Raw genomic sequence first — 22,187 nt, 5'->3', positions numbered from 1 at the left:
ACTCAGCGCACCATGTCGATCGACGTCAACAACGAGTCCGGAACCGAGGTCGACGAGCAGGCGATCCTCGACATCGCCCGCTACGCGCTCACCCGGATGCGGATCCACCCGCTCTCCGAACTGTCCGTCATCGTCATCGACGAGGACGCCATGGAGCAGCTCCACATCCAGTGGATGGATCTGCCCGGTCCGACCGACGTCATGTCCTTCCCGATGGACGAGCTCCGTCCGCCGTCCAAGGACGAAGAGGAGCCCCCGCAGGGGCTCCTCGGCGACATCGTGCTCTGCCCCGAGGTCGCCAAGCGGCAGGGCGAGGAAGCCCCGACGCAGCACTCCATGGACGAGGAGCTCCAGCTCCTGACCGTCCACGGAGTGCTGCACCTGCTCGGCTACGACCACGAGGAGCCGGACGAGAAGGCCGAGATGTTCGGCCTCCAGGCGGCCATCGTCGACGGCTGGCGCGGTGAGCGCGGCATGACCGGTCCGTCCCCGGCTCCGACCGTCTCGTGAACGCCCCCCAGCTGATCACCGGGGCGGTGCTGCTGGTGGTCGTGGCGTGGTTCGCGGCCTGCGCCGAGTCCGGCATCGCCCGCATCTCCAGCTTCCGGGCCGAGCAGGCCGTACGGGAGGGCCGGCGCGGCAGCGAGAAGCTCGCCCAGGTCGCCGGCGACCCCACCCGCTACCTCAATGTGGCCCTGCTCGTCCGGGTCACCTGCGAGATGGCGGCCGGGGTGCTCGTCACCTACGTCTGCCTCGACGAGTTCGGCGAGAACTGGACCGCGCTGCTGGTGGCCATCGCCGTGATGGTGCTGGTCTCCTTCGTCGCCGTGGGCGTCTCCCCGCGCACGATCGGCCGCCAGCACCCGCTGAACACGGCCACCGCGGCCGCGTACGTCCTCGTACCGCTGGCCCGGATCATGGGGCCGATCCCGCAGCTGCTGATCCTCATCGGCAACGCGCTCACGCCCGGGAAGGGCTTCCGCAAGGGGCCCTTCGCCTCCGAGGCCGAGCTGCGCGCGATGGTGGACCTCGCGGAGAGGGAATCGCTGATCGAGGACGACGAGCGCCGCATGGTGCACCAGGTCTTCGAGCTCGGCGACACGCTGGTGCGCGAGGTGATGGTGCCGCGCACCGACCTCGTCTGCATCGAGCGGTACAAGACGGTCCGTCAGGCGACCACGCTCGCGCTGCGGTCCGGCTTCTCCCGCATCCCGGTGACCGGGGAGAACGAGGACGACATAGTCGGGATCGTCTACCTGAAGGACCTGGTCCGCAAGACGCACATCAGCCGGGAGGCCGAGGCCGACCTGGTCTCGACCGCCATGCGGCCGGCCGTCTTCGTGCCGGACACCAAGAACGCGGGCGATCTGCTGCGCGAGATGCAGCAGGTGCGCAACCACGTGGCCGTCGTCATCGACGAGTACGGCGGCACGGCCGGCATCGTCACCATCGAGGACATCCTCGAAGAGATCGTCGGCGAGATCACCGACGAGTACGACCGGGAACTCCCGCCGGTCGAGGACCTCGGCGAGGACCGCTACCGGGTCACCGCGCGGCTGGACATCACCGACCTCGGTGAGCTGTTCAAGGTCGAGGCCTTCGACGACGAGGACGTGGAGACGGTCGGCGGACTGCTGGCGAAGGCGCTGGGACGGGTACCGATCGCGGGCGCCTCCTCGGTGGTGGAACTGCCGGACGGGCGTCCGCTGCGGCTGACCGCCGAATCCCCGGCGGGCCGGCGGAACAAGATCGTGACGGTCCTGGTGGAGCCGGTGGCCGCGGCGGAGGCCGCGGGGGAGGAGGGGGAATGACCCCGGAGCAACTGCGCGCGTTCTGCCTGGGTTTCAACGCGGCGGTGGAGGAGTTCCCCTTCACGCCGGAGACCTCGGTGTTCAAGGTGCTGGGCAAGGTGTTCGCGCTGTCGGCGCTGGACGCGGAGCCGCTCAAGGTCAACCTCAAGTGCGACCCGGAGCTGGCGGTGCGGCTGCGCGAGGAGCACGAGGCGATCGTGCCGGGCTACCACATGAACAAGCGGCACTGGAACACGGTGACGGTGGGCGGGCCCGGCGGCCTGCCGGAGCGGCTGGTGCGGGAGCTGGTGGAGGACTCGTACGACCTGGTGGTCGCGGGTCTGCCGAGGGCGGAGCGGCTGCGGCTGGACCGGCCGTAGCGGTGCCCTCGGCTCGGCGGCGGGGTGGTCGTGCGGGGGCGCGGGGCGGCTCCCTATGCTTTCGCCCATGACCGACAGCACCGGGATCGACCCCGAGGACAGCAAGATCATCACGCTGGCGCGCAGCGCCCGGGCCCGCAACGCGGTGCCCGAGGGGGCGGCGGTGCGGGACGAGACGGGCCGCACGTACGTCGCCGGGACGGTGGAGCTCGATTCCCTGAAGCTGAGCGCGCTGCAGACCGCGGTCGCGATGGCGGTGGCGAGCGGTGCGCGGTCGCTGGAGGCGGCGGCCGTCGTCAGCACGGCCGACGCGCTGGCCGAGGCGGACCGCGCGGCCGTCCGCGACCTCGGTGGCCCCGACACCCCCGTCCTGCTGGCGGCCCCGGACGGCACCCTGAGGTCCACCACCCCGGCCGGCCCCTAGCCTCCCGGCGGGGCAACCGACGACCCCTCCGCGGCCGCCCGACCACCGGGACCGGGAATTCCCAGCCGCGGCCGGGCGGAGCCCGGTGCCCGGCGGAGCCGGGTTTCCCGGGGCTCAGCCCCAGACCCCGCGCCTCAAACGCCGGCGAGGCTGGGATTGGCGAGGCTGAAGGGTGGGCGGGCCGCCGGAGGCTAGCGGCGGCGGAGGGTCATCGACATCAGCGCGGCCACCGCGCACAGCGCGCCCGAGGCGTACCAGACGGTGTCGTACGAGCCGGTGAGGTCGCGGGTCAGGCCGCCCAGGAAGGCCACCAGCGCCGCGCCGATCTGGTGCGAGGCCAGGACCCAGCCGAAGACGATCGCGCCGTCGTCCCCGTAGTGCTCGCGGCACAGGGCGATCGTCGGCGGCACGGTCGCGACCCAGTCCAGGCCGTAGAAGACGATGAAGAAGAGCAGCGGCGGCCGCACCGAGGGCGCCAGCAGCATCGGCAGGAAGAGCAGCGAGACCCCGCGCAGGGCGTAGTAGACGGCCAGCAGCCGCCGCGAGTCGAAGCGGTCCGTGAACCAGCCCGAGGCCACCGTTCCGATCACGTCGAACACGCCGACCACCGCCAGCAGCCCCGCGGCCGCCGTCACCGGCATGCCGTGGTCGTGGGCGGCGGGCACGAAGTGGGTCTTGACCAGGCCGTTGGTCGAGGCCCCGCAGATCGCGAAGGTGCCCGCCAGCAGCCAGAACGGGCCGGTCCGGGCCGCGTCGAGGAGTACCCGCAGGGCGCGCCGGGCCGCGCCCGGGACCGGGGCCGGCTTCGGCGCGTATGTGCCGCCGTACGGCGCGAGCCCCACGTCCGCCGGGTGGTCGCGCATCAGCAGCCACACGAAGGGGGCGACGGCCAGGGCCGACAGGGAGACCGTCACCGTTGCCGGGCGCCAGCCGTGGTGGTCGACCAGCGAGGCCAGCAGGGGCAGGAAGACCAGCTGGCCGGAGGCCCCGGCCGCGGTGAGGATGCCGGTGACCAGGCCGCGCCGGGCGGTGAACCAGCGGCCCGTCACCGTGGCCGCGAAGGCCAGGGCCATGGAGCCGCTGCCCAGCCCCACGAGGACGCCCCAGAACAGCACGAGCTGCCAGGGCGCGGTCATCCACACCGTGGCCAGCGAGCCCGAGGCGATGACGAGCAGGGCCAGGACCACGACCCGGCGGATACCGAAGCGGTCCATCAGGGCGGCGGCGAAGGGGGCGGTGAGCCCGTACAGCGCGAGGTTGACGGAGACGGCGAGGCCGATGGTCCCGCGCGACCAGTCGAACTCCGCGTGCAGCGGCTCGATGAGCAGTCCCGGCAGGGAGGCGAAGCCGGCCGCGCCGATGATCGTCACGAAGGCGACGGCGGCGACGAACCAGGCGCGGTGGACGCGGGCGGGCCGCTGTGGGGAGCGGCGGTCCACGGGAGCGGAGGCGGGAGCTGTCTGGGGCACGCCGACAGCCTCCGGCCACCTGGGGACCGCACGAAAGTGGCTTGACTGTCATGCTTCGCTACGATCGGGCCATGGAGTCGGAGAAGCCGGAGAAGAAGGCACACCGGGTCGTCGTCCTCGCCCTCACCGGGCTGCTGCCCTTCGAGCTCGGTATCCCGCACCGGATCTTCGGGCGGGCCAAGGACCCGGCCGGGCGGCCGCTGTACGAGATCCTCACGTGCGGGCTCGCCCCGGGGCCGGTGCGTACCGACGCCGACTTCGCGATCCACGTCGAGCACGGCCCGGAGCTGCTGGCCACCGCCGACACGGTGGTGGTGCCGGCCTCGTACGAGCTGGGCCCGGTGCACGAGGAGGGCCGGCTGACCGGCGAGCTCGCCGCGGCCCTCGCCCACATCCGGCCCGGCACCCGGCTCGTCTCCATCTGCACGGGCGGCTACGTACTCGCCGCGGCCGGGTACCTGGACGGGCGCCCCGCCACCACCCACTGGGCCTCCGCCGAGCACTTCCAGCGGCTCTTCCCGGCCGTCCGGGTCGACCCGGACGTGCTCTACACCGACGACGGGGACGTGCTGACCTCGGCCGGGGTCGCCGCCGGGGTCGACCTGTGCCTGCACATCGTGCGCCGCGACCACGGCGCGGCCGTCGCCAACGAGGTGGCCCGGCGGACCGTCGTACCGCCCCACCGGGAGGGCGGGCAGGCGCAGTTCATCGCGCGCCCGATGCCGGAGCCGCAGCTCGCCACCACCACGGCGGCCCGCGCGTGGGTGCTGGACCGGCTGCACGAACCGCTCCGGCTGACCGACCTGGCCCGGCAGGAGGCCATGTCGGTACGGACCTTCACGCGCCGGTTCCGCGAGGAGTCGGGCGTCAGCCCCGGCCAGTGGATCGTCGGCCGGCGGGTGGAGCGGGCCCGGCAGCTGCTGGAGCAGACGGAGCTGCCGATGGAGCAGGTGGCGCGGGACAGCGGTTTCGGTACGGCCCAGTCGCTGCGCAAGCACGTGCAGGCGGCGCTGGGAGTGAGCCCGACGGCCTACCGGCGCACGTTCCGTGCGGGAGGTGAGACGGGCAACCTGCCATCTCCTGATGGGCCATCAGTTGCTGCCGGACCCGCGCATTGACTTCTCCCGCCCCCCGCTCGTGAATGGCCCCCTGCGCCGGGCTCGGGCGCGCGGGAACCCAGGGGGCGGGCAGTGCGATCAGGTGCGCGGAAGCGGAGATGGCCGGCGGCCGTGGGCATGGCCGCGCTGGCGGCCACGACCGGGGGCGCGCTGAGCGCACCCGCCGCGGCCGAGGGGGAGACACCCCCGGGCCAGGTGGACTTCCCGACCCACTGCCCGGCGCCCCAGGAGGCCGGCCTCCCGCCCGCGGACGGGCCGACCACCGCGCGGATCACCGTCGACAACCCGGCCCCGCAGGTCGGCGACACCGTCACCGTGACCTACCAGGTGGTCCGGACCCCCGCCCTCAACCCGGTCGGCGGCGAACTCCCCGCCGACGTGCTCACCCCGACCGGCCGGATCCTGCTGGCGGGCGCCCAGAGCGGCGAGGTCACCGTGGTCGGGGCCAAGCGCAACGACCCCGTCCCGGCGGGCGCGGCCCTCCCCGCCGTCACGATGACCGGCACCTTCACCGTCACCGCGCCAGGCGAGACCACGCTCGCCCCGGGCGGCTACACCCTGCATACCAGCCACCTGCTGGACCTCGACACCACCTGCACCGCTGATGCCGCGTCCACCGCCCCCGTCTCCGCCCGCCTGACCGCGACCGGGCTGCCGACGGCCAACCTGCGCAGCGTCTTCCTCGGCGCGGCCCAGGGCCGGCCGGGCGCCAAGGTCAAGGTCACCGCCGCGGGCTTCCCGCCGGGCGCGGCCGTCACGGTGGCCGGCCGGGCCGGCGCCGCCGAGACCGCCGACCGGGTGAGCGCCACCGCCGACGAGCTGGGCACGGCCCTGGTCGAGCTGCCGGTCACGGACAAGGCCACCACCGCGGTGATCGCCTACGAGGGCGGCGCCTGGTCGGCGCGCCAGGGCTCGGGCCCGGCCGCGTACACGGTCATCGACGCGGCTCCGCCGCCGTCCGCCACCCGGAAGGTCACGGCCACCGTCGAGCCGGGCGTCCTGGGCATGACCCAGACCGGTGAGGACATCACCCTGGGCGCGGTCCCGTACGGCGACGGCGGCGCCGCTCCCGGCCGGATCGGGACGGTGATCGTCACCGACGCCCGCGGCGGCCCGGCCGGCTGGTCCCTGACCGGCAAGGTCACCGACTTCACCGGCCCCGGCGGGATCCGCATCCCGGGCGCCTCCCTGTCCTGGACCCCGAGGTGCGTGGCGGCCGCGGGCAGCCACAGCACCTGTACGCCGGGCAGCGCGGGCGTGGTCGGCCCGGAGGGGGCCCTTCTGGCCTCCACCCCCGACGCCCCGCTGGTCGGCGGCACCTTCACGATCGACGCCACGGTCACCCTGCGGGTGCCGCCCTACACCCCGCCGGGTGCGTACACGGCGGTCCTCACCCTGACCTTGTCGTGACGCCGCGCCTCAATCTCCCCCGGCTACCGCTGGGAGGTGCCCCCTGGCGGGGCTTCAAGACCGGGGCTCCGCCCCGGACCCCGCGCCTCAAACTCCGCCGGCTACCGCTCGGAGGTGCCCCCCGGCGAGGCTGGATTTTTCAGCCGGGAAGGGGCGGGGCGGGGGACAGGCTCCGCGCGGCGGCAGCCCTGCTCGTCGCCGCCGGGCTCGTCCTCCTGCTCGCCGCGCCGGCCGGGTCCGCGGACAACGGGCAGTGGTCCGTGCTGCCCGCCGCGAACACCGTCGGGCAGCGGCCCTGCTTCTACCTCGCCGCCGCGCCCGGCCAGTCCGTCGCCGACGCCGTCACCCTCACCAACCGCACCGACCGGCCCCGCACCTTCCGCCTGTACGCCGCCGACGCCTACAACACGGCCCGCGACGGCGGCTTCGCCCTGCGCGGCCCCGACGAGCCGCGGCTGGCCACCGCCGCGTGGGCGAAGCTCGACCGGGAGCGGGTCACCGTGGCGGCCCGCTCGTCGGTCTCCGTCCGCTTCACCCTCACCGTCCCCGACCGGGCGGAACCGGGGGACCACCCCGGCGCCGTCGTGGCCCTGGAGGAACGGCCGGCCGCCTCGGCCGACACCGGCCGGGGGATCGGCGTACAGCAGGCCGTCGCCGCCCGGCTGTACCTGCGGGTGACCGGCCCCACCGCCCCCGCCCTGACCGTCCGGGGGGTCACCGTGAACCGGCGCGGCTCCGGCGCGGACATCTCGTACACGCTCCACAACATCGGCAATGTCACCCTCCGCCCCCGCGCCGCCCTCACCGCCACCGGCGCCTTCGGCCGCCCGCTCCTCACCCGCGAGCTCGGCGGGCTGCCCGCCGAACTGCTGCCGGGTCAGGAAGTACGGCTCGGCGCCCGTTGGGAGGGCGCGCCCAGAGCGGAATGGGCCGAGGTCACGGTGCGCGCCCGGGCCGACGGAACCACAGCTCAGGGCCGTGCGGACCTCGCCGAGTACCCCTCGCTCACGGCCGTGCCGGCCCTCGTCGCCGTGATCTGGTCGGCGCTGGGAGCCGCATCGGGGAGAATGGCCCGTATGAGCGATCGTTCCCCCGAGTCCACCGCCCCGCACCGTGCGGGGTTCGCCTGTTTCGTCGGCCGCCCCAATGCGGGGAAGTCGACCCTCACCAACGCACTCGTGGGCACCAAGGTCGCGATCACCTCCAACCGGCCGCAGACCACCCGCCACACGGTTCGCGGCATCGTGCACCGCCCCGACGCCCAGCTCGTCCTCGTGGACACGCCCGGCCTGCACAAGCCGCGCACCCTGCTCGGCGAGCGCCTCAACGACGTCGTACGGACCACCTGGGCGGAGGTCGACGTCATCGGCTTCTGCCTGCCGGCCGACCAGAAGCTCGGCCCCGGCGACAAGTTCATCGCCAAGGAGCTGGCGGGGATCAAGAAGACCCCCAAGATCGCCATCATCACCAAGACCGACCTGGTCGAGTCGAAGGTGGTGGGCGAGCAGCTCATCGCCGTCCACCAGCTCGCCGAGGAGCTCGGCTTCGAGTGGGCCGAGATCGTTCCCGTCTCGGCCGTCGGCGACACCCAGGTCCAGCTGCTGGCCGACCTGATCGCGCCGCTGCTGCCGGAGAGCCCGCCGCTGTACCCCGAGGGCGACCTCACCGACGAGCCCGAGATGGTCATGGTCGCGGAGCTGATCCGCGAGGCCGCGCTGGAGGGCGTACGGGACGAGCTCCCGCACTCCATCGCCGTGGTCGTCGAGGAGATGATCCCGCGCGAGAACCGTCCGGCGGACCGCCCGCTGCTCGACATCCACGCCAACGTCTACATCGAGCGGCCGAGCCAGAAGGGCATCATCATCGGCCCGAAGGGCTCCCGCCTGAAGGAGGTCGGGATGAAGTCGCGCAAGCACATCGAGGCGCTGCTCGGCACCCCGGTCTTCCTCGACCTGCACGTGAAGGTCGCCAAGGACTGGCAGCGGGACCCCAAGCAGCTGCGCAAGCTCGGCTTCTGAGGCGCGAACCGCGCACGAAGCGACGACACGACGACACGACGGCGAACGGACGCCGCCCCCGCACGGGGGCCGCGTCCGTTCGCCGTTCCGTCCGCCGGTGCGTCCGGTTACGCGGGCCGGCGCACCCGGACCACGTTGTCCGTACGGGTCCCGGGCGTTCCGTCGGGCTGGTTCTGGACCCGCTCGGTCTCCTCGGCCCGCAGCACCTCCCAGCCCGCCGTGACCGGCTCCAGCTGCGCGAGGACCTCCTCGGGCGTGGGGAAGTGCGCCTCCTCCCGGTCCTCCTGCCACGGCGCCCAGCCCGCGTGGCCGACCACCAGCAGGGTGCCGCCGGGGGCCACGGCCGCGGCGGCCGTGCGCAGGACCGCGTCACGGGGGAAGTCCCCGTAGTTGTGCAGGAAGCACGCGGAGACGAGGTCGAACTCCCCCTGCGGGAAGGACTCCGTCAGATCGTGGCGTGCGAAGGAGACACGGTCGGTGACCCCGGCCTCCGCCGCGTGCTCGGCCGCCCGGCCGAGGGCGACCCCGGAGATGTCGGTCCCGGTGACCGTCCACCCGCGGCGGGCCAGCCAGACGGCGTCGGCGCCCTCCCCGCACCCCAGGTCCAGGGCCCGGCCCGGGGCGAGGGCGGACACCTCGTGCACCAGCATGGCGTTGGCCTCGCCGCTCCAGATGCGGTGGTTCTCCCCGTACCGGCCGTCCCAGAACTCCGCGCCCGCCGCCGCCCCGGGCTCGGGGTGGTGGTGGGTGTGCGGGTGCGGGTGGGTGTGCGCGTGCTCGGTCATGGCTTCCTCTTCCAGTCCGGGTGCCGGTAGGGCCGATGCTCCGCCCGCCCGACGACCCACAGCAAACTTTGTTGCCGACCTGGCAAAGAGGAATGCAGCCTGCCGCCCGAGCGGGCGCATCACGCCTGCGGTTCGGCGATCAGGGCCGTGGCCACCCGGCGGAAGCCGATGCGGGCGTAGACGCGGGCCACGTCCTCGTCGCCCGCCGACAGGAAGACCGTACGGGTCCCGCGCGCCCGGGCCTGTGCGACCAGGGCGGCCGTGACCCCGAGGGCCAGGCCCTGGCGGCGGGCCGACGGCAGGGTGCCGACGCCCACCACCTCCACGACGTCCCCGACCGGGTTGTACTGGCCCGCGCAGAGCACCACCCCGTCCCGTACGGCCGCGGCCAGGACCGTGGTGCCCGCCGCCAGCTTCCCGGACACCCGGGCCCGGCTCGCCTCGGCCGCCGGATCCGCCATCGCCGCCGCCAGTTCGGCGGGGCCCGCCTCGCCGACCGACGTTCCCGGGGCCGCGAAGGCCAGGGCCGGGACCGTCACGGCGGCGGTGAGCAGCGGGTCGTCGGCGTCGAGCAGACGGACTTCCGGGTGCGGGGGAAGGGCTTCGGCCGAGGGGTCCAGGACCATCAGCGGGTGCGCGTGGACATGGAGTCCCGCCGCCTCCACCGCGGCCCGGAGCGAGGGGCTGGTTTCGGCCACCCACTCGAAGGCCTCGGGAACCTTCAGCTCCCGCTGGCGCTCCCAGACCCGTTCCACGTCGGCACGGGTCGCCTCGGGGCCGCCGAGCGCGGGCCGCGCGTAGTACGGCCAGCCCGTGCCCTCCTGGACGAACAGGGTCAGCGGGCCGAAGTCCTCGGCGCGTGCCCCGCCCACCCGCGGCACCGTGTCGTAGTACCGCTCGAGCTCGGACAGCGTTGAATCGATCATGTGGTCGGTCATCCGGCCATCCAAACAAAGCGGCGCCGCGCGGGCACCTCCTTTCCGGACCCGCTCAGGCGCCCTCCTTCAGCACGCGCGAGATCAGTGCCCGCTGGGCCTCCGACAGATTCGGCTCCGCGCAGGCCACCGTCCGCCCGTCCACCGTGATCCGGTACGAGAAGCCGTCCCGTACCCGGTCCGCCGGGTCGCCCGGCGGGCCGGGCCGCAGCGCGAGCTGGGCCAGGGTCTTCCACTCGTTCTCGTCCGGCCGGCCCGCGGTGTCCACCTCGGCCCGTCGCTCGATGCCCGCGAAGCCGCCCGTCCGTATCACCTGAATGCGCATGGGAGCCCTCTACCCCGCGAGCGGGACACCCACCGCGGACCACGCCTTCTGGAGCGCCTGGTGCTCCGCGCCGCCGTCCCCGTACCGGGCCACGGCCGCCGCCGTCGAGAGCCGGGCGAAGGCCGCGAAGTCCGCCCTGGGGGTGAGCTCGCCGCCGGTCAGGGTGTCGTACCAGATCTGCCCGGCCCGCTCCCAGGCCTTGCCGCCCAGCTCGGTCGCCACGATGTAGAAGGCGTGGTTGGGGATGCCGGAGTTGATGTGGACGCCGCCGTTGTCGCTGTGGGTGTTCACGTAGTCGTCCATCGTGGCCGGCTGCGGGTCCTTGCCGAGCTCGTCGTCGTCGTACGCGGTGCCCGGCGCCTTCATGGAGCGCAGCGCGACCCCGGTGACGTTGGGGCCGAGCAGTCCGGCCCCGATCAGCCAGTCGGCCTCCTCGGCCGTCTGCTCCAGCGAGTACTGCTTGATCAGCGAGCCGAAGACGTCCGACATCGACTCGTTCAGGGCGCCCGACTGCCCGCGGTAGGCCAGGTTCGCCGTGTACTGGGTGACCCCGTGGGTCAGCTCGTGGCCGATGACGTCCACCGACACGGTGAAGTCGAGGAAGAGGTCCCCGTCGCCGTCGCCGAAGACCATCTGCTGGCCGTCCCAGAAGGCGTTGTTGTAGTCCTCGCCGTAGTGGACGGTCGCGTCCAGGGGGAGCCCGGAGTCGTCGATCGAGCGCCGGCCGAAGCCCTTCAGGAACAGTTCGTACGTCGCCCCGAGCCCCGCGTAGGCGCGGTTGACGGTGGCGTCCTTGCTCAGCGGGTCGCCCTCCCCGCGGACCTTCGTCCCGGGCAGCCGGGTGCGGTGCTGGGCGTCGTAGACGGTCCGCTCCGGAGCGTCGGAGGCCGGCGCGGCGAGCGTGGGGACGATTCCCCGGACGGCGGTGACCCGGCGCCGGGTGCGCAGCAGGGAGTCGCGCTCCAGGGTGCGCTGGGCGAGATCGGCGCGGCGGGAGTCCTCGGACAGCGCAGCCTTGTCGAGGAGGTGCGGCGGTACGACCGTGCAGAAGACGGGGTGATGGCGGCGAGCGTGGGAGGCATTCATGCCCGGCAATGTGGCAGTGGGTCATGACGCTGTCACTACCTGCGACCATGATTCATTCACTTGTCTGAAAGCGGTAACGCTGGATTGACGGAACAACCGGACCCGGACGGGGCGAAGGAGGCTTGGCTCACATTTGGTGCAAATCGGACCCTCGGGTCTTGCATACTGAAACAGGTCCTCGCGATACGGCGCGGCTCGGCTAGGCTCGGCCCATCATGCGTTTCGGGCTGCTTCTCCTTAGCTGCCGCGGCGAGGGTCTGTAGTCGTAGGCCGACCCCCTCCCCGCGGAGTTTGGTGTTGCGGTTTTCACTACCGCCGTCGGCCGTCCCAGCGAACTACACGCGGACACGCGAGGAGCCCAACGCCATGAGCCAGCAGCCTTTTGTCGGTCGCCCCACGCCCATCACGAACGCGACCCACACCCAGAAGTCCTCCGGGATGCCGATCCACAAGTACGGCTCGTACGAGCAGGTGGACATCCCCGACCGCAGCTGGCCGGACGCCCGCGTCACCAAGGCCCCCCGCTGGCTCTCCACCGACCTGCGCGACGGCAACCAGTCGCTGATCGACCCGATGACCCCCGCCCGCAAGCGCGAGATGTTCGACCTGCTGGTGCGCATGGGCTACAAGGAGATCGAGGTCGGCTTCCCCTCCTCCGGCGAGACCGACTTCGCCTTCGTGCGCTCCATCATCGAAGAGGGCGCGATCCCGGACGACGTCACCATCTCCGTACTGACCCAGGCCCGCGAGGACCTGATCGAGCGGACCGTGGAGTCCCTGGCCGGCGCCAAGCGCGCCACCGTCCACCTGTACAACGCGACCGCGCCGACCTTCCGCCGGGTCGTCTTCCGCGGCTCCAAGGAGCAGATCAAGCAGATCGCCGTCGACGGCACCCGCCTGGTCATGGAGTACGCGGACAAGCTGCTGGGTCCCGAGACCACCTTCGGCTACCAGTACAGCCCGGAGATCTTCACCGACACCGAGCTGGACTTCGCCCTGGAGGTCTGCGAGGCCGTCTGTGACGTCTGGCAGCCGGCCGAGGGCCGCGAGATCATCCTGAACCTGCCCGCCACCGTGGAGCGCTCGACGCCGTCCACGCACGCGGACCGCTTCGAGTGGATGGCCCGCAACCTGACCCGCCGCGAGCACATCTGCATCTCCGTGCACCCGCACAACGACCGCGGCACCGCCGTCGCCGCCGCCGAGCTGGCCCTGATGGCCGGCGCCGACCGCATCGAGGGCTGCCTGTTCGGGCAGGGCGAGCGCACCGGCAACGTCGACCTGATCACCCTGGGCATGAACCTGTTCTCCCAGGGCATCGACCCGCAGATCGACTTCTCGCAGATCGACGAGATCCGTCGCACCAGCGAGTACTGCAACCAGATGGAGGTCCACCCGCGCCACCCCTACGCGGGCGACCTCGTCTACACCGCCTTCTCCGGCTCCCACCAGGACGCCATCAAGAAGGGCTTCGACGCGATGGAGGCCGACGCGGCCGCCCAGGGCAAGACCGTCGACGACATCGAGTGGGCCGTTCCGTACCTGCCGATCGACCCGAAGGACGTCGGCCGTTCCTACGAGGCGGTCATCCGGGTCAACTCGCAGTCCGGCAAGGGCGGCATCGCGTACGTCCTGAAGAACGACCACAAGCTGGACCTGCCGCGCCGCATGCAGATCGAGTTCTCCCGGATCATCCAGGCCAAGACCGACTCCGAGGGCGGAGAGGTCACGCCGAAGGCGATCTGGTCGGTCTTCGAGGACGAGTACCTGCCCAACCCCGAGAACCCGTGGGGCCGCATCCAGCTGCGCTCCGGTTCGACGGCCACCGACAAGGACGGCACGGACACGCTGACCGTCGAGGCGGTCGTGGACGGTGTGGAGACGGTCCTGGACGGCACCGGCAACGGTCCGATCTCGGCCTTCTTCGACGCGCTGGCCGGCATCGGGATCGACGCCCGCCTGCTGGACTACACCGAGCACACCATGAGCGAGGGCGCCTCCGCCGTGGCCGCCTCGTACATCGAGTGCGCGATCGACGGCCGTGTCCTGTGGGGCATCGGCATCGACGCCAACACCACCCGCGCCTCCCTGAAGGCGGTCATCTCCGCCGTCAACCGCGCGGGCCGCTGATCCCTCGTACGTGAACCCCGCTCCCTCCCTTCCGGAGGGGGCGGGGTTCCGTCGTTCCCGCGCAGGCCCGTCGTTCCCGCGCAGGCCGTCGGCCCGTCGGCCGGGCCCGCCGGGCGGGCTCAGCGGGCCAGGTAGCCGCCGTCCACCGGCAGGATCACGCCCGTCACGAACGAGGCCGCGTCCGAGGCCAGGAAGGCGATGACGCGGGCCACCTCCTCGGGCTCCCCGAGCCGGCCCATCGGGTGCGCCCCCGTGATCTCCGACAGGTACTCCGGCCCGCCCGGCTCGTCCTGCAGCGCGATCACCCGCTCCGTACGGATGGTTCCCGGTGCCACCGCGTTGACCCGGATCCCGTGCGCGGCCCACTCCACCGCGAGGTGCTTGGTCAGCCCCGACGCCACGAACTTCGCGGGTCCGTAGGCGGCCTGGCGAGCCTGCCCGGCCACTCCCGAGATCGAGGACACGCAGACCAGAGCCCCGCCGGGGCGCGGCTGCGCGGTCATCGCCTCGATGGCGTACTTGCAGGTCAGGAACATTCCGCGGCCGTCGACCGCCATGACGTGGTCCCAGTCCTCGGGACTGGTCTCCCGTACGTCGGACAGGGGGAGCACCCCGGCGTTCGCCACGGCGACGTCCAGGCGCCCGTAGGCCCCGACGGCGGCCGCGACCATCGCGCGGTTGGCCTCCGGATCGGCGACGTCACCGGCGACCGCGGTGATCGCGTACCCCTCGTCGGCCAGTTCCGTACGCAGGGCCTCGACCCCGGGGCCGTTGATGTCGGCCGCGGTCACCCGGGCCCCGGAGCGGGCCAGCAGCAGGGCGGTGGCCCGGCCGATGCCGCTCGCGGCGCCGGTGACCAGACAGGACTTCTCGTTCATGCGGCGAACCCTAGAGGGGCGGGGAGGGGGGCGGGGGGACGCCGGGGGCGCAGACCGGCCAAGTCCGGGGCCCGGGACATGTTGTCTTGTCACACGACTGACGCATCCTCATCGATGTGGCTAACATCACGCCCACCCGGCGATGTTGCCGGAAGGTTACGGAGGTGCGACGTGCTGCCAGTTCGGGGTGGGGACGGCCGGAAGCTGACGGTCTGGGGCACCCGTACCACCTGGAGCACCGTGGGGGACGGGGAGTTCTTCTGCCCCGCCTGCGGTGGGGACCGCAATTACCGCAGGCGGACCGGACGGCGCCGGTTCACCGTCCTCGGGGTGCCGCTGCTGCCCCGCGGGCAGGCCGGGCCCGTCATCGAGTGCCAGGGCTGCCGCGCGCGCTTCGCCACCGACGTCCTGGACCACCTCACCACGACCCGCTTCACGGCCCTCCTGCGCGACGCCGTGCACACCGTGGCGCTGGCCGTGCTCACCGCGGGCGGAACGGCCTCGCGCAGCGCGCTGGAGGCCGCGGTGGGCGCCGTACGGGCCGCGGGCTTCCAGGACTGCACCGAGGGGCAGCTGGAGTCCCTCGTGGAGGCGCTGTCCACGGACGAGGGCCGGCTGGGGCTGTACGACGTCCCGGAGTGCTGCGGGGCCGCGCTGTCGATAGAGCTCCACGAGGCCCTGGAACCGCTGGCGCCGCACCTGGCCGGCCCGGGCCGTGAATCGATCCTGCTCCAGGGGGCCCGTATCGCGCTCGCGGACGGTCCGTACACCCCGGCCGAGCGCGAGGTGCTCGCGACGGTCGGCGCGGCGCTGCGGATCGACACGGACGAGGTGAGCCGACTGCTCTCGGCGGTACGCGCTCCCTGAAGGGGGTGCTCCGCGGACCCGACACGGATCCGAAACGGCTCCGACCCCGAGCGGCCCTGTGCGCATTCATCGCGCAGGGCCGCTCGTGTCCGATCCGTGGACTCCGGACGGGCCCGTTCCGTCCGAAACGGCCTTCCGCGACGTAACGATCCGGCCTCGCAGGGCCCATTTCGGGACGTGTGAACGCCGTGTGAAGGGTGCGGGCGCGCGCGCCGTGCCCGATGCGTCCACCAGTCGGACGGCCGGAACAGTGCCTTCGAGTTTGCCTCTCCGAAGGGATGCAAACTCCATATCCGCACGTCACGAGGCAGGTGCTTCACGGGTGCGCGGCGGGAACGCCCGGCTTCGCACCGTCGTGCGCATACCCCTGCCGAAGGCTCCGCACCACTGGAGAAACCTACAGATCGGGCAGGCCTGAGCGTCAACAGTTTGTCGAAGTCGACGATATGTGTGAGGCCACCCACAGGCGTTCAATTCCGGTCACACGACAAGACGGCGCCGTTAACACAGCGCGGCTTCGATTCACTTCAACGTGAATGCACTGACAACCCTGGCGTACCAACGGGTTAGCGACCCACTGCGCCCAGGGATAACCAGATCTCCTCTCACTTACCTACCTTGAAGGGCAAGGCTGAGATGGCACGTGTCGCCGCCCGGCTTTCCACCGACGGAGAGCAGAGCACGCACCCGGTCGACGAGGTGCTCCCCCTCCCCAAGCTCGCGCTGTACGGCTTCCAGCACGTACTCGCCTTCTACGCCGGCGCGGTGATCGTTCCGATCATCGTCGGCAACGCGCTGAAGCTGAGCCCTGAACAGCTGGTCTACCTGATCAACGCGGACCTCTTCACCTGCGGTATCGCCTCGATCATCCAGGCCTGGGGCATCGGCCGGATCGGTGCGCGCCTGCCGCTGATCCAGGGCGTGACCTTCACCGCGGTCTCCCCGATGATCGCCATCGGCCTCGGCGCCGGCGGCGGTACCGCCGCACTGCTGGTCATCTACGGCGCGGTGATCACCGCCGGTATCGCCACCTTCGCCTTCGCCTGGCTCCCGGCCAAGGCGTTCCGGACGGTGATGCGGCTGTTCCCGCCGGTCGTCACCGGCACGGTGATCACGGTGCTGGGCATCGTCCTGATCCCGGTCGGTCTCAACGACGCGGCCGGCGGCCTCGGCAGCCCCGACTTCGGAGACCCGAAGAACTTCGCCTACGCCGGCGGCACGATGCTCTTCATCCTCATCCTGATGAAGCTCGGCAAGCCGTTCCTCTCCAGCATCTCGATCCTCCTCGGCCTGGTCGTCGGCACCACCGTCGCCTTCCTGCTCGGCGACGCGAAGTTCGGCGACGTGAGCAACTCCGAGTGGATCGGCGTCACCACCCCCTTCCACTTCGGTGTCCCGAAGTTCGAGTGGTTCCCGATCGTCCTGATGCTCATCGTCATGCTGATCACCATGGTCGAGACGACCGGTGACACCTACGCCGTCGGTGACATCGTCGGCACGGAGGTCGACAGCGAGACCGTGGCCCGCGCCCTGCGTGCCGACGGTGCCGCGACCGCACTCGGCGGTGTCCTCAACTCCTTCCCGTACGTGGCCTTCGCCGAGAACGTCGGCCTGGTGCGGATGACGAAGGTGAAGAGCCGGTTCGTGGTGGTCGCCGCGGGTGTCTTCATGATCGTCCTGGGTCTGCTGCCCAAGGCCGCCGCGATCGTCGCCGCCGTCCCGCACGGAGTCCTCGGCGGCGCCGCGACCGTCATGTTCGCCATGGTCGCCCTGGCCGGTATCCAGACCCTGGCCAAGGTGGACCTGAAGGAGGAGAAGAACGCGCTGATCGTCGGCGTCTCCCTCGCCTTCGCCCTGCTCCCCGCGACCGTCCCGGTCTTCTTCACCAAGCACATGGACCCGGACCTCTCCTCGCTGCTCAACAGCGGTGTGACGCTCGGTGCCACGGCCGCCATCGTCCTCAACCTGGTCTTCAACGGCCTGGGCAAGGAAGACGCCCACGACGCTCCCAAGGTCGAACTGCCCGCCCAGCCGACGGCGGGCGAGGAGTCCGCAGCAGCCGTACCGGCCCAGCCGGGTGAGGGCGAAGAAGCCCGCACGCCGGCCTCCTGACCCTCCCAAGGGGTGACCCCGGCCGGGCCCCGCGCCCGGCCGGGGCCGCTGCCGTTCGCGGCAGGGGCACACGCTGGCCGTGGTTCCGCCGCCGTACGGGACAATGGGCGCATGAGTCTGTTCCGCGACGACGGCATCGTGCTGCGCACCCAGAAGCTGGGTGAGGCGGACCGCATCATCACGCTGCTGACCCGCGGCCACGGCCGGGTGCGGGCCGTCGCCCGCGGGGTCCGGCGTACGAAGTCCAAATTCGGCGCCGGGCTGGAACCTTTCTCCCACGCCGACGTGCAGTTCTTCGCCCGGGGCAGCGAACTGATCGGCCGCAGCCTCCCGCTCTGCACCCAGACCGAGATCATCGCCCCGTACGGCAACGGCATCGTCACCGACTACGCCCGCTACACCGCCGGCACCGCCATGCTGGAGACCGCCGAGCGGTTCACCGAGAACGAGGGCGAGCCCGCCGTGCAGCAGTACCTGCTGCTCGTCGGAGCCCTGCGCACCCTCTCGCGCGGCGAGCACGAGCCCCACCTCATCCTCGATGCCTTCCTGCTGCGCTCCCTCGCCGTCAACGGCTACGCGCCCAGCTTCGAGGACTGCGCGAAGTGCGGCATCCACGGACCCAACCGGCACTTCTCCGTCGCCGCGGGCGGGGTCATATGCGGGGACTGCCGGGTGCCCGGCAGCGTCGTACCCTCATCGGAGGCCATCACCCTGCTCAGCGCCCTGCTGACGGGCGACTGGGGGCATGCCGACGCGTGCGAGGCGCGTCACGTGCGGGAGGGCAGCGGGCTGGTCTCCGCCTATTTGCACTGGCATCTGGAGCGCGGGCTACGCTCCTTGCGATACGTCGAGAAATAGGAGCTGGACACATGGCACGACGCGGGATTCTGGGGCGCTCTCGCCGCGAGTACAAGGTTCCCGAGCCGCACCCGTCCGGCGCGGTCCCGCCGAAGATCCCCGGCGAGCTGGTCCCGAACCACGTCGCGGTCGTCATGGACGGCAACGGCCGCTGGGCCAAGGAGCGCGGTCTGCCGCGTACCGAGGGCCACAAGGTCGGCGAGGGCGTCGTGCTCGACGTGCTCAAGGGCTGCCTGGAGATGGGCGTCAAGAACCTCTCCCTGTACGCCTTCTCGACGGAGAACTGGAAGCGCTCGCCCGACGAGGTCCGCTTCCTGATGAACTTCAACCGCGATGTCATCCGGCGCCGCCGCGACGAGATGAACGAGCTGGGCATCCGCATCCGCTGGGTCGGCCGCATGCCGAAGATGTGGAAGTCGGTCGTCCAGGAGCTCCAGGTCGCGCAGGAGCAGACCGTCGACAACGACGCCATGACCCTGTACTTCTGCGTCAACTACGGCGGCCGCGCGGAGATCGCGGACGCGGCGCAGGCGATCGCCCGCGACGTGGCGGCCGGCAGGCTGGACCCGTCGAAGGTGAACGAGAAGACCTTCGCGAAGTACATGTACTACCCGGACATGCCGGACGTGGACCTCTTCCTGCGCCCCAGCGGCGAGCAGCGCACCTCCAACTACCTGCTCTGGCAGAGCGCGTACGCCGAGATGGTCTTCCAGGACGTGCTGTGGCCGGACTTCGACCGCCGGAACCTCTGGGCGGCCTGCCTGGAGTACGCCCAGCGCGACCGCCGCTTCGGCGGCGCCGTCCCGAACCAGGCCGAGGGATCGGCCTGACCTGGCACTAAGATCCCCGCTCATGGACGACATGGGCGGGGATCAGCTGTACCGGATACACGAGTCGGCGTCGGCGGGACGGGCGGTCGAGCTCCGCTACACGCCGACCGTCGCCGACATGGCGGAGGGCCTGCGGCCCCACGGCCGGTCGAAGGCGGGCCGTCGCCAGCGCCTGCCGTTCGTCCTCATCGGCCTGGTGGGCCCCGGGTACGCCGCGGTCCTCGTCGCTCAGGACGGCGGGTCGGCCGGATCCGCCGCGGCGCTGGCCGTGGTGGGTCTCTTCGGCTGGGCCTTCGTGCTGTCCGGCCACCGGATCATGGCCTGGACGACCCGCGGGCTGCTGACGGCGGCGGGGGAGTGCCGGGCCGTCGTCGACGGGGAGGGAGTCACCGTCGACTCCGCGCAGGGCTCCACCCACCTGCGCTGGAGCGCGCTGTCGTGCTACGCGGAGACCCCCGCGACCTTCATGGTCTTCTCCGGCGACAAGCGGGTGCTCGGCGGGGTCCTGCTCCCCAAGCGCGGCCTCACGGACCCCGGGGAGCAGGACGTGCTGCGGGCGCTCCTGGACGGGAAGCTGGAGCGGATCTAGGGGTGTCCCGGCCTGCGGCCGGCGTCGGGCGCAGGCGGCCCCCGCTACGGCTGGGCGGTCGCCGCGCAGTCGGCGCAGGTGCCGAAGATCTCCACCGTGTGCGCCACGTTCACGTAGCCGTGCTCGGCCGCGATCGACTCCGCCCACTTCTCCACGGCCGGGCCCTCCACCTCGACGGCCTTGCCGCACTTGCGGCAGACCAGGTGATGGTGGTGGTCCCCGGTGGAGCACCGGCGGTAGACGGACTCGCCGTCACTGGTGCGCAGCACGTCGACCTCGCCGGCGTCCGCGAGGGACTGGAGGGTGCGGTAGACGGTGGTCAGGCCCACGGAGTCGCCACGGTGCTTGAGCATGTCGTGGAGCTCCTGGGCGCTGCGGAACTCGTCCACCTCGTCCAGCGCCGCCGCGACCGCGGCCCGCTGCCGGGTGGATCGTCCTCGTACTGGCGCGGTATTCATCTCGCCAGGCGCAGTCGCCACCGGTTCCTCCTCGTATAGGCCTGCGGCCATTGTGCCAGCCCGCTAGACCTTCACATCGTCGCGCGTGCAGACCGCTTCGGCCGCGAGCGCGGCTTTGGCCCGGCGCCGGGCCAGAGGGGCGGAGAGGGCGGTCATGACGATGAAGACGCCGATCGCGAGCAGCACGATCGTCGCGCCCGAGGGCACGTTGATGTAGTAGGTGGCCGCAGTGCCGGTCAGCGAGACGGTCACGCTGATGGCCATGGCCAGGCCCAGCGTGGCCGCGAAGCTGCGGGTGAGGCGCTGGGCGGCCGCGACCGGGATCACCAGCATCGCGCTGACCAGCAGCAGGCCGACGATGCGCATCGCGACGGTGACGGTGACGGCGGCGGTCACCGCGATCAGCAGGTTCAGGGCGCGCACGGGCAGGCCGGTGACCCGGGCGAACTCCTCGTCCTGGCAGACGGCGAAGAGCTGCCTGCGCAGGCCGATGGCCACGGCGAGGACGAACGCGGCGAGGATCGCCGTCGCGGTCACGTCCTCGGCGGCGACCGTGGTGATCGAGCCGAACATGGAGCCGAGCAGGCTGGCCGTCTGCCCGCCCCCGAGGTTGATGATCATGACGCCGCCCGCGAGGCCGCCGTAGAAGAGCATGGCGAGGGCGACGTCCCCGCTGGTCTTGCCGCGGGCTCGGATCAGTTCCATGCCGACGGCGCCGACGACGGCGACGAGGGTCGCCATCCAGACCGGGCTGGTCTGGAGCACGAAGCCGAGCGCGACACCGGTCATGGCGACGTGGCCGAGGCCGTCGCCCATGAGCGCCTGGCGGCGCTGGACGAGGTACGTGCCGATGGCGGGCGCCGTGATGCCGACCAGGGCCGCCGCGATCAGTGCGCGCTGCATGAAGGCGTAGTCGAGGATGTCCATCAGCTCAGCAGTCCCGTCCGCAGGGGCCCGGCGTCGTGCGCCGCGTGGGGGTGTACGTGGTCGTGGCCGGGCAGGGCGTGCTGCCCCACGGCCTCCGGGGGCGGGCCGTCGTGGACGACGCAGCCGTCGCGCAGGACGACGGCGCGGTCGATCAGGGGCTCCAGCGGGCCCAGCTCGTGCAGCACGAGCAGGACGGTGGAGCCGGCGGCGACCTGCGCGCGCAGGGCGCTCGCCAGGACCTCCTGGTTGGCGAGGTCCACGCCCGCCATCGGCTCGTCCATGATCAGCAGCTCGGGTTCGACGGCGAGTGCCCGGGCTATGAGCACGCGCTGGTGCTGGCCGCCGGAGAGGGCGTCCACCGAGACGTCGGCGTGCGAGTCCATGTCGACCAGGGCCAGGGCGTGCTCTATGGCGGCCCTGTCGGCCTTGCGCAGGAGGCCGAAGCGGGAGCGGGCGAGCCGGCCGGAGGAGACGACCTCGCGGACGGTGGCCGGGACGCCGCCGGCGGCGGTGGTGCGCTGGGGGACGTACCCGATGCGCGACCAGTTGCGGAAGCGCTTGAAGTCCGTGCCGAAGAGGCTGAGGGTTCCGTCGGTCAGCGGGACCTGGCCGACCACGGCGCGGACGGCCGTGGACTTGCCGGAGCCGTTGGCACCGAGCAGCGCGACGACCTCACCGCGGTGGACGGTGAGGTCGATCCCGCGCAGCACGGGGCGCGAGCCGAGCGAGGCCGTGGCCCCGCGCAGGGATATGACGGGCGGCTGGTCCGCTGCCTGTCCTGCTGTGGACTGCATGGCT

Annotated in this window: 22 protein-coding genes and 1 pseudogene; 14 read left to right on the top strand and 9 right to left on the bottom strand. The window is 72.1% G+C overall.

Features of this window, described 5'->3' with window-relative positions; translation table 11 throughout:
- The first annotated feature begins 12 nt into the window (after window positions 1-12).
- From ybeY to ACFY04_RS03160, 4 genes are all read left to right on the top strand, one after another.
- Entirely contained in the window at window positions 13-510 is a 498-nt protein-coding gene (gene ybeY / locus ACFY04_RS03175) for an rRNA maturation RNase YbeY (protein WP_389113964.1), read from the top strand.
- Window positions 507-1,811: a hemolysin family protein gene (locus ACFY04_RS03170; protein ID WP_202201614.1), complete on the top strand. Its 1,305-nt coding sequence runs from the start codon at window positions 507-509 to the stop codon at window positions 1,809-1,811. Before ybeY ends, ACFY04_RS03170 begins: the two co-directional genes overlap by 4 nt.
- The gene (locus tag ACFY04_RS03165) at window positions 1,808-2,170 is read left to right on the top strand and encodes an MmcQ/YjbR family DNA-binding protein (RefSeq protein WP_030757419.1); all 363 of its coding nucleotides are present in this window, start codon (window positions 1,808-1,810) and stop codon (window positions 2,168-2,170) included. Before ACFY04_RS03170 ends, ACFY04_RS03165 begins: the two co-directional genes overlap by 4 nt.
- A 67-nt stretch (window positions 2,171-2,237) precedes the next feature.
- A complete protein-coding gene (locus tag ACFY04_RS03160) occupies window positions 2,238-2,594 on the top strand; it encodes a cytidine deaminase (protein ID WP_389113963.1) in 357 nt (118 codons plus the stop codon).
- Window positions 2,595-2,785: 191 nt separating this feature from the next.
- On the opposite strand, the gene ACFY04_RS03155 is transcribed toward ACFY04_RS03160, so the two are convergent.
- Window positions 2,786-4,063: an MFS transporter gene (locus ACFY04_RS03155; RefSeq protein ID WP_389113962.1), complete on the bottom strand. Its 1,278-nt coding sequence runs from the start codon at window positions 4,061-4,063 to the stop codon at window positions 2,786-2,788.
- Window positions 4,064-4,134: 71 nt separating this feature from the next.
- On the opposite strand from ACFY04_RS03155, the gene ACFY04_RS03150 reads away from it, so the two are divergent.
- The 4 genes and pseudogenes from ACFY04_RS03150 to era all read left to right on the top strand — a co-directional run bounded on the left by ACFY04_RS03150 (window position 4,135) and on the right by era (window position 8,609).
- The gene (locus tag ACFY04_RS03150; protein ID WP_389113961.1) at window positions 4,135-5,181 is read left to right on the top strand and encodes a GlxA family transcriptional regulator; all 1,047 of its coding nucleotides are present in this window, start codon (window positions 4,135-4,137) and stop codon (window positions 5,179-5,181) included.
- A 117-nt stretch (window positions 5,182-5,298) separates the two neighbouring features.
- Window positions 5,299-6,591, top strand: a complete 1,293-nt coding sequence (locus tag ACFY04_RS03145) for a beta-xylosidase (RefSeq protein WP_389114277.1) — start codon at window positions 5,299-5,301, stop codon at window positions 6,589-6,591.
- Window positions 6,588-7,163: pseudogene (locus tag ACFY04_RS03140) on the top strand (WxL protein peptidoglycan domain-containing protein); the annotation flags it as partial. The gene ACFY04_RS03145 and the pseudogene ACFY04_RS03140, both read left to right, overlap by 4 nt.
- Window positions 7,164-7,658: 495 nt before the next feature.
- Window positions 7,659-8,609 carry a GTPase Era gene (gene era / locus ACFY04_RS03135; RefSeq protein WP_389114276.1) on the top strand — a complete coding sequence of 317 codons (951 nt, stop codon included), beginning with the start codon at window positions 7,659-7,661 and terminating at the stop codon, window positions 8,607-8,609.
- 107 nt (window positions 8,610-8,716) lie between these two features.
- Here era and ACFY04_RS03130 read toward each other — a convergent pair whose 3' ends face one another.
- The 4 genes from ACFY04_RS03130 to ACFY04_RS03115 all read right to left on the bottom strand — a co-directional run bounded on the left by ACFY04_RS03130 (window position 8,717) and on the right by ACFY04_RS03115 (window position 11,740).
- Entirely contained in the window at window positions 8,717-9,394 is a 678-nt protein-coding gene (locus tag ACFY04_RS03130) for a class I SAM-dependent methyltransferase (protein ID WP_389113960.1), read from the bottom strand.
- 119 nt (window positions 9,395-9,513) lie between these two features.
- Window positions 9,514-10,332: a GNAT family N-acetyltransferase gene (locus ACFY04_RS03125; protein ID WP_389113959.1), complete on the bottom strand. Its 819-nt coding sequence runs from the start codon at window positions 10,330-10,332 to the stop codon at window positions 9,514-9,516.
- A 52-nt stretch (window positions 10,333-10,384) separates the two neighbouring features.
- Window positions 10,385-10,654: a protealysin inhibitor emfourin gene (locus tag ACFY04_RS03120; protein WP_389113958.1), complete on the bottom strand. Its 270-nt coding sequence runs from the start codon at window positions 10,652-10,654 to the stop codon at window positions 10,385-10,387.
- A gap of 9 nt (window positions 10,655-10,663) precedes the next feature.
- A complete protein-coding gene (locus tag ACFY04_RS03115; RefSeq protein WP_389113957.1) occupies window positions 10,664-11,740 on the bottom strand; it encodes a M4 family metallopeptidase in 1,077 nt (358 codons plus the stop codon).
- A gap of 366 nt (window positions 11,741-12,106) precedes the next feature.
- On the opposite strand from ACFY04_RS03115, the gene leuA reads away from it, so the two are divergent.
- On the top strand, window positions 12,107-13,870 hold the full coding sequence (leuA, locus tag ACFY04_RS03110) for a 2-isopropylmalate synthase (RefSeq protein WP_389113956.1): 1,764 nt from the start codon (window positions 12,107-12,109) through the stop codon (window positions 13,868-13,870).
- A gap of 119 nt (window positions 13,871-13,989) precedes the next feature.
- Here leuA and ACFY04_RS03105 read toward each other — a convergent pair whose 3' ends face one another.
- A complete protein-coding gene (locus ACFY04_RS03105; protein WP_314244866.1) occupies window positions 13,990-14,748 on the bottom strand; it encodes an SDR family NAD(P)-dependent oxidoreductase in 759 nt (252 codons plus the stop codon).
- 171 nt (window positions 14,749-14,919) lie between these two features.
- Here ACFY04_RS03105 and ACFY04_RS03100 point away from each other — a divergent pair, with 171 nt between their 5' ends.
- From ACFY04_RS03100 to ACFY04_RS03080, 5 genes are all read left to right on the top strand, one after another.
- Complete coding sequence (locus tag ACFY04_RS03100) at window positions 14,920-15,615, top strand: TerB family tellurite resistance protein (RefSeq protein ID WP_389113955.1); 696 nt, start codon at window positions 14,920-14,922, stop codon at window positions 15,613-15,615.
- Window positions 15,616-16,251: 636 nt separating this feature from the next.
- Window positions 16,252-17,727 carry a nucleobase:cation symporter-2 family protein gene (locus tag ACFY04_RS03095; RefSeq protein ID WP_389113954.1) on the top strand — a complete coding sequence of 492 codons (1,476 nt, stop codon included), beginning with the start codon at window positions 16,252-16,254 and terminating at the stop codon, window positions 17,725-17,727.
- 111 nt (window positions 17,728-17,838) lie between these two features.
- The gene (gene recO / locus ACFY04_RS03090; protein ID WP_389113953.1) at window positions 17,839-18,585 is read left to right on the top strand and encodes a DNA repair protein RecO; all 747 of its coding nucleotides are present in this window, start codon (window positions 17,839-17,841) and stop codon (window positions 18,583-18,585) included.
- A gap of 11 nt (window positions 18,586-18,596) precedes the next feature.
- Window positions 18,597-19,415, top strand: a complete 819-nt coding sequence (locus tag ACFY04_RS03085; protein ID WP_314244869.1) for an isoprenyl transferase — start codon at window positions 18,597-18,599, stop codon at window positions 19,413-19,415.
- 22 nt (window positions 19,416-19,437) lie between these two features.
- Complete coding sequence (locus ACFY04_RS03080; protein WP_389113952.1) at window positions 19,438-20,004, top strand: YcxB family protein; 567 nt, start codon at window positions 19,438-19,440, stop codon at window positions 20,002-20,004.
- A gap of 44 nt (window positions 20,005-20,048) precedes the next feature.
- Here ACFY04_RS03080 and ACFY04_RS03075 read toward each other — a convergent pair whose 3' ends face one another.
- Genes ACFY04_RS03075 through ACFY04_RS03065 form a run of 3 tightly spaced genes read right to left on the bottom strand, consistent with a single transcriptional unit; the run spans window position 20,049 to window position 22,183 of the window.
- A complete protein-coding gene (locus ACFY04_RS03075; RefSeq protein ID WP_373046343.1) occupies window positions 20,049-20,483 on the bottom strand; it encodes a Fur family transcriptional regulator in 435 nt (144 codons plus the stop codon).
- A 42-nt stretch (window positions 20,484-20,525) separates the two neighbouring features.
- Complete coding sequence (locus ACFY04_RS03070; RefSeq protein ID WP_389113951.1) at window positions 20,526-21,389, bottom strand: metal ABC transporter permease; 864 nt, start codon at window positions 21,387-21,389, stop codon at window positions 20,526-20,528.
- Window positions 21,389-22,183, bottom strand: a complete 795-nt coding sequence (locus tag ACFY04_RS03065) for a metal ABC transporter ATP-binding protein (protein ID WP_389113950.1) — start codon at window positions 22,181-22,183, stop codon at window positions 21,389-21,391. Before ACFY04_RS03065 ends, ACFY04_RS03070 begins: the two co-directional genes overlap by 1 nt.
- Between the last annotated feature and the right edge of the window lie 4 nt (window positions 22,184-22,187).

Origin of the sequence: Streptomyces sp. NPDC001549 (assembly GCF_042894025.1) — a bacterium.
GTDB classification, from domain to species: domain Bacteria; phylum Actinomycetota; class Actinomycetes; order Streptomycetales; family Streptomycetaceae; genus Streptomyces; species Streptomyces kutzneri.
This window is presented reverse-complemented; position numbering and strand designations above follow the sequence as displayed.

Bases quoted from the DNA above. Each gene is read 5' to 3' on its own strand.
- ACFY04_RS03105 (WP_314244866.1), bottom strand. From the start codon at position 14,748: ATGAACGAGAAGTCCTGTCTGGTCACCGGCGCCGCGAGCGGCATCGGC.
- ACFY04_RS03070 (WP_389113951.1), bottom strand. From the start codon at position 21,389: ATGGACATCCTCGACTACGCCTTCATGCAGCGCGCACTGATCGCGGCG.
- ACFY04_RS03120 (WP_389113958.1), bottom strand. From the start codon at position 10,654: ATGCGCATTCAGGTGATACGGACGGGCGGCTTCGCGGGCATCGAGCGA.
- ACFY04_RS03125 (WP_389113959.1), bottom strand. From the start codon at position 10,332: ATGACCGACCACATGATCGATTCAACGCTGTCCGAGCTCGAGCGGTAC.
- ACFY04_RS03150 (WP_389113961.1), top strand. From the start codon at position 4,135: ATGGAGTCGGAGAAGCCGGAGAAGAAGGCACACCGGGTCGTCGTCCTC.
- leuA (WP_389113956.1), top strand. From the start codon at position 12,107: ATGAGCCAGCAGCCTTTTGTCGGTCGCCCCACGCCCATCACGAACGCG.
- ACFY04_RS03080 (WP_389113952.1), top strand. From the start codon at position 19,438: ATGGACGACATGGGCGGGGATCAGCTGTACCGGATACACGAGTCGGCG.
- ACFY04_RS03160 (WP_389113963.1), top strand. From the start codon at position 2,238: ATGACCGACAGCACCGGGATCGACCCCGAGGACAGCAAGATCATCACG.
- era (WP_389114276.1), top strand. From the start codon at position 7,659: ATGGCCCGTATGAGCGATCGTTCCCCCGAGTCCACCGCCCCGCACCGT.
- ACFY04_RS03130 (WP_389113960.1), bottom strand. From the start codon at position 9,394: ATGACCGAGCACGCGCACACCCACCCGCACCCGCACACCCACCACCAC.
- recO (WP_389113953.1), top strand. From the start codon at position 17,839: ATGAGTCTGTTCCGCGACGACGGCATCGTGCTGCGCACCCAGAAGCTG.
- ybeY (WP_389113964.1), top strand. From the start codon at position 13: ATGTCGATCGACGTCAACAACGAGTCCGGAACCGAGGTCGACGAGCAG.
- ACFY04_RS03145 (WP_389114277.1), top strand. From the start codon at position 5,299: ATGGCCGCGCTGGCGGCCACGACCGGGGGCGCGCTGAGCGCACCCGCC.
- ACFY04_RS03165 (WP_030757419.1), top strand. From the start codon at position 1,808: ATGACCCCGGAGCAACTGCGCGCGTTCTGCCTGGGTTTCAACGCGGCG.
- ACFY04_RS03115 (WP_389113957.1), bottom strand. From the start codon at position 11,740: ATGAATGCCTCCCACGCTCGCCGCCATCACCCCGTCTTCTGCACGGTC.
- ACFY04_RS03095 (WP_389113954.1), top strand. From the start codon at position 16,252: ATGGCACGTGTCGCCGCCCGGCTTTCCACCGACGGAGAGCAGAGCACG.
- ACFY04_RS03085 (WP_314244869.1), top strand. From the start codon at position 18,597: ATGGCACGACGCGGGATTCTGGGGCGCTCTCGCCGCGAGTACAAGGTT.
- ACFY04_RS03065 (WP_389113950.1), bottom strand. From the start codon at position 22,183: ATGCAGTCCACAGCAGGACAGGCAGCGGACCAGCCGCCCGTCATATCC.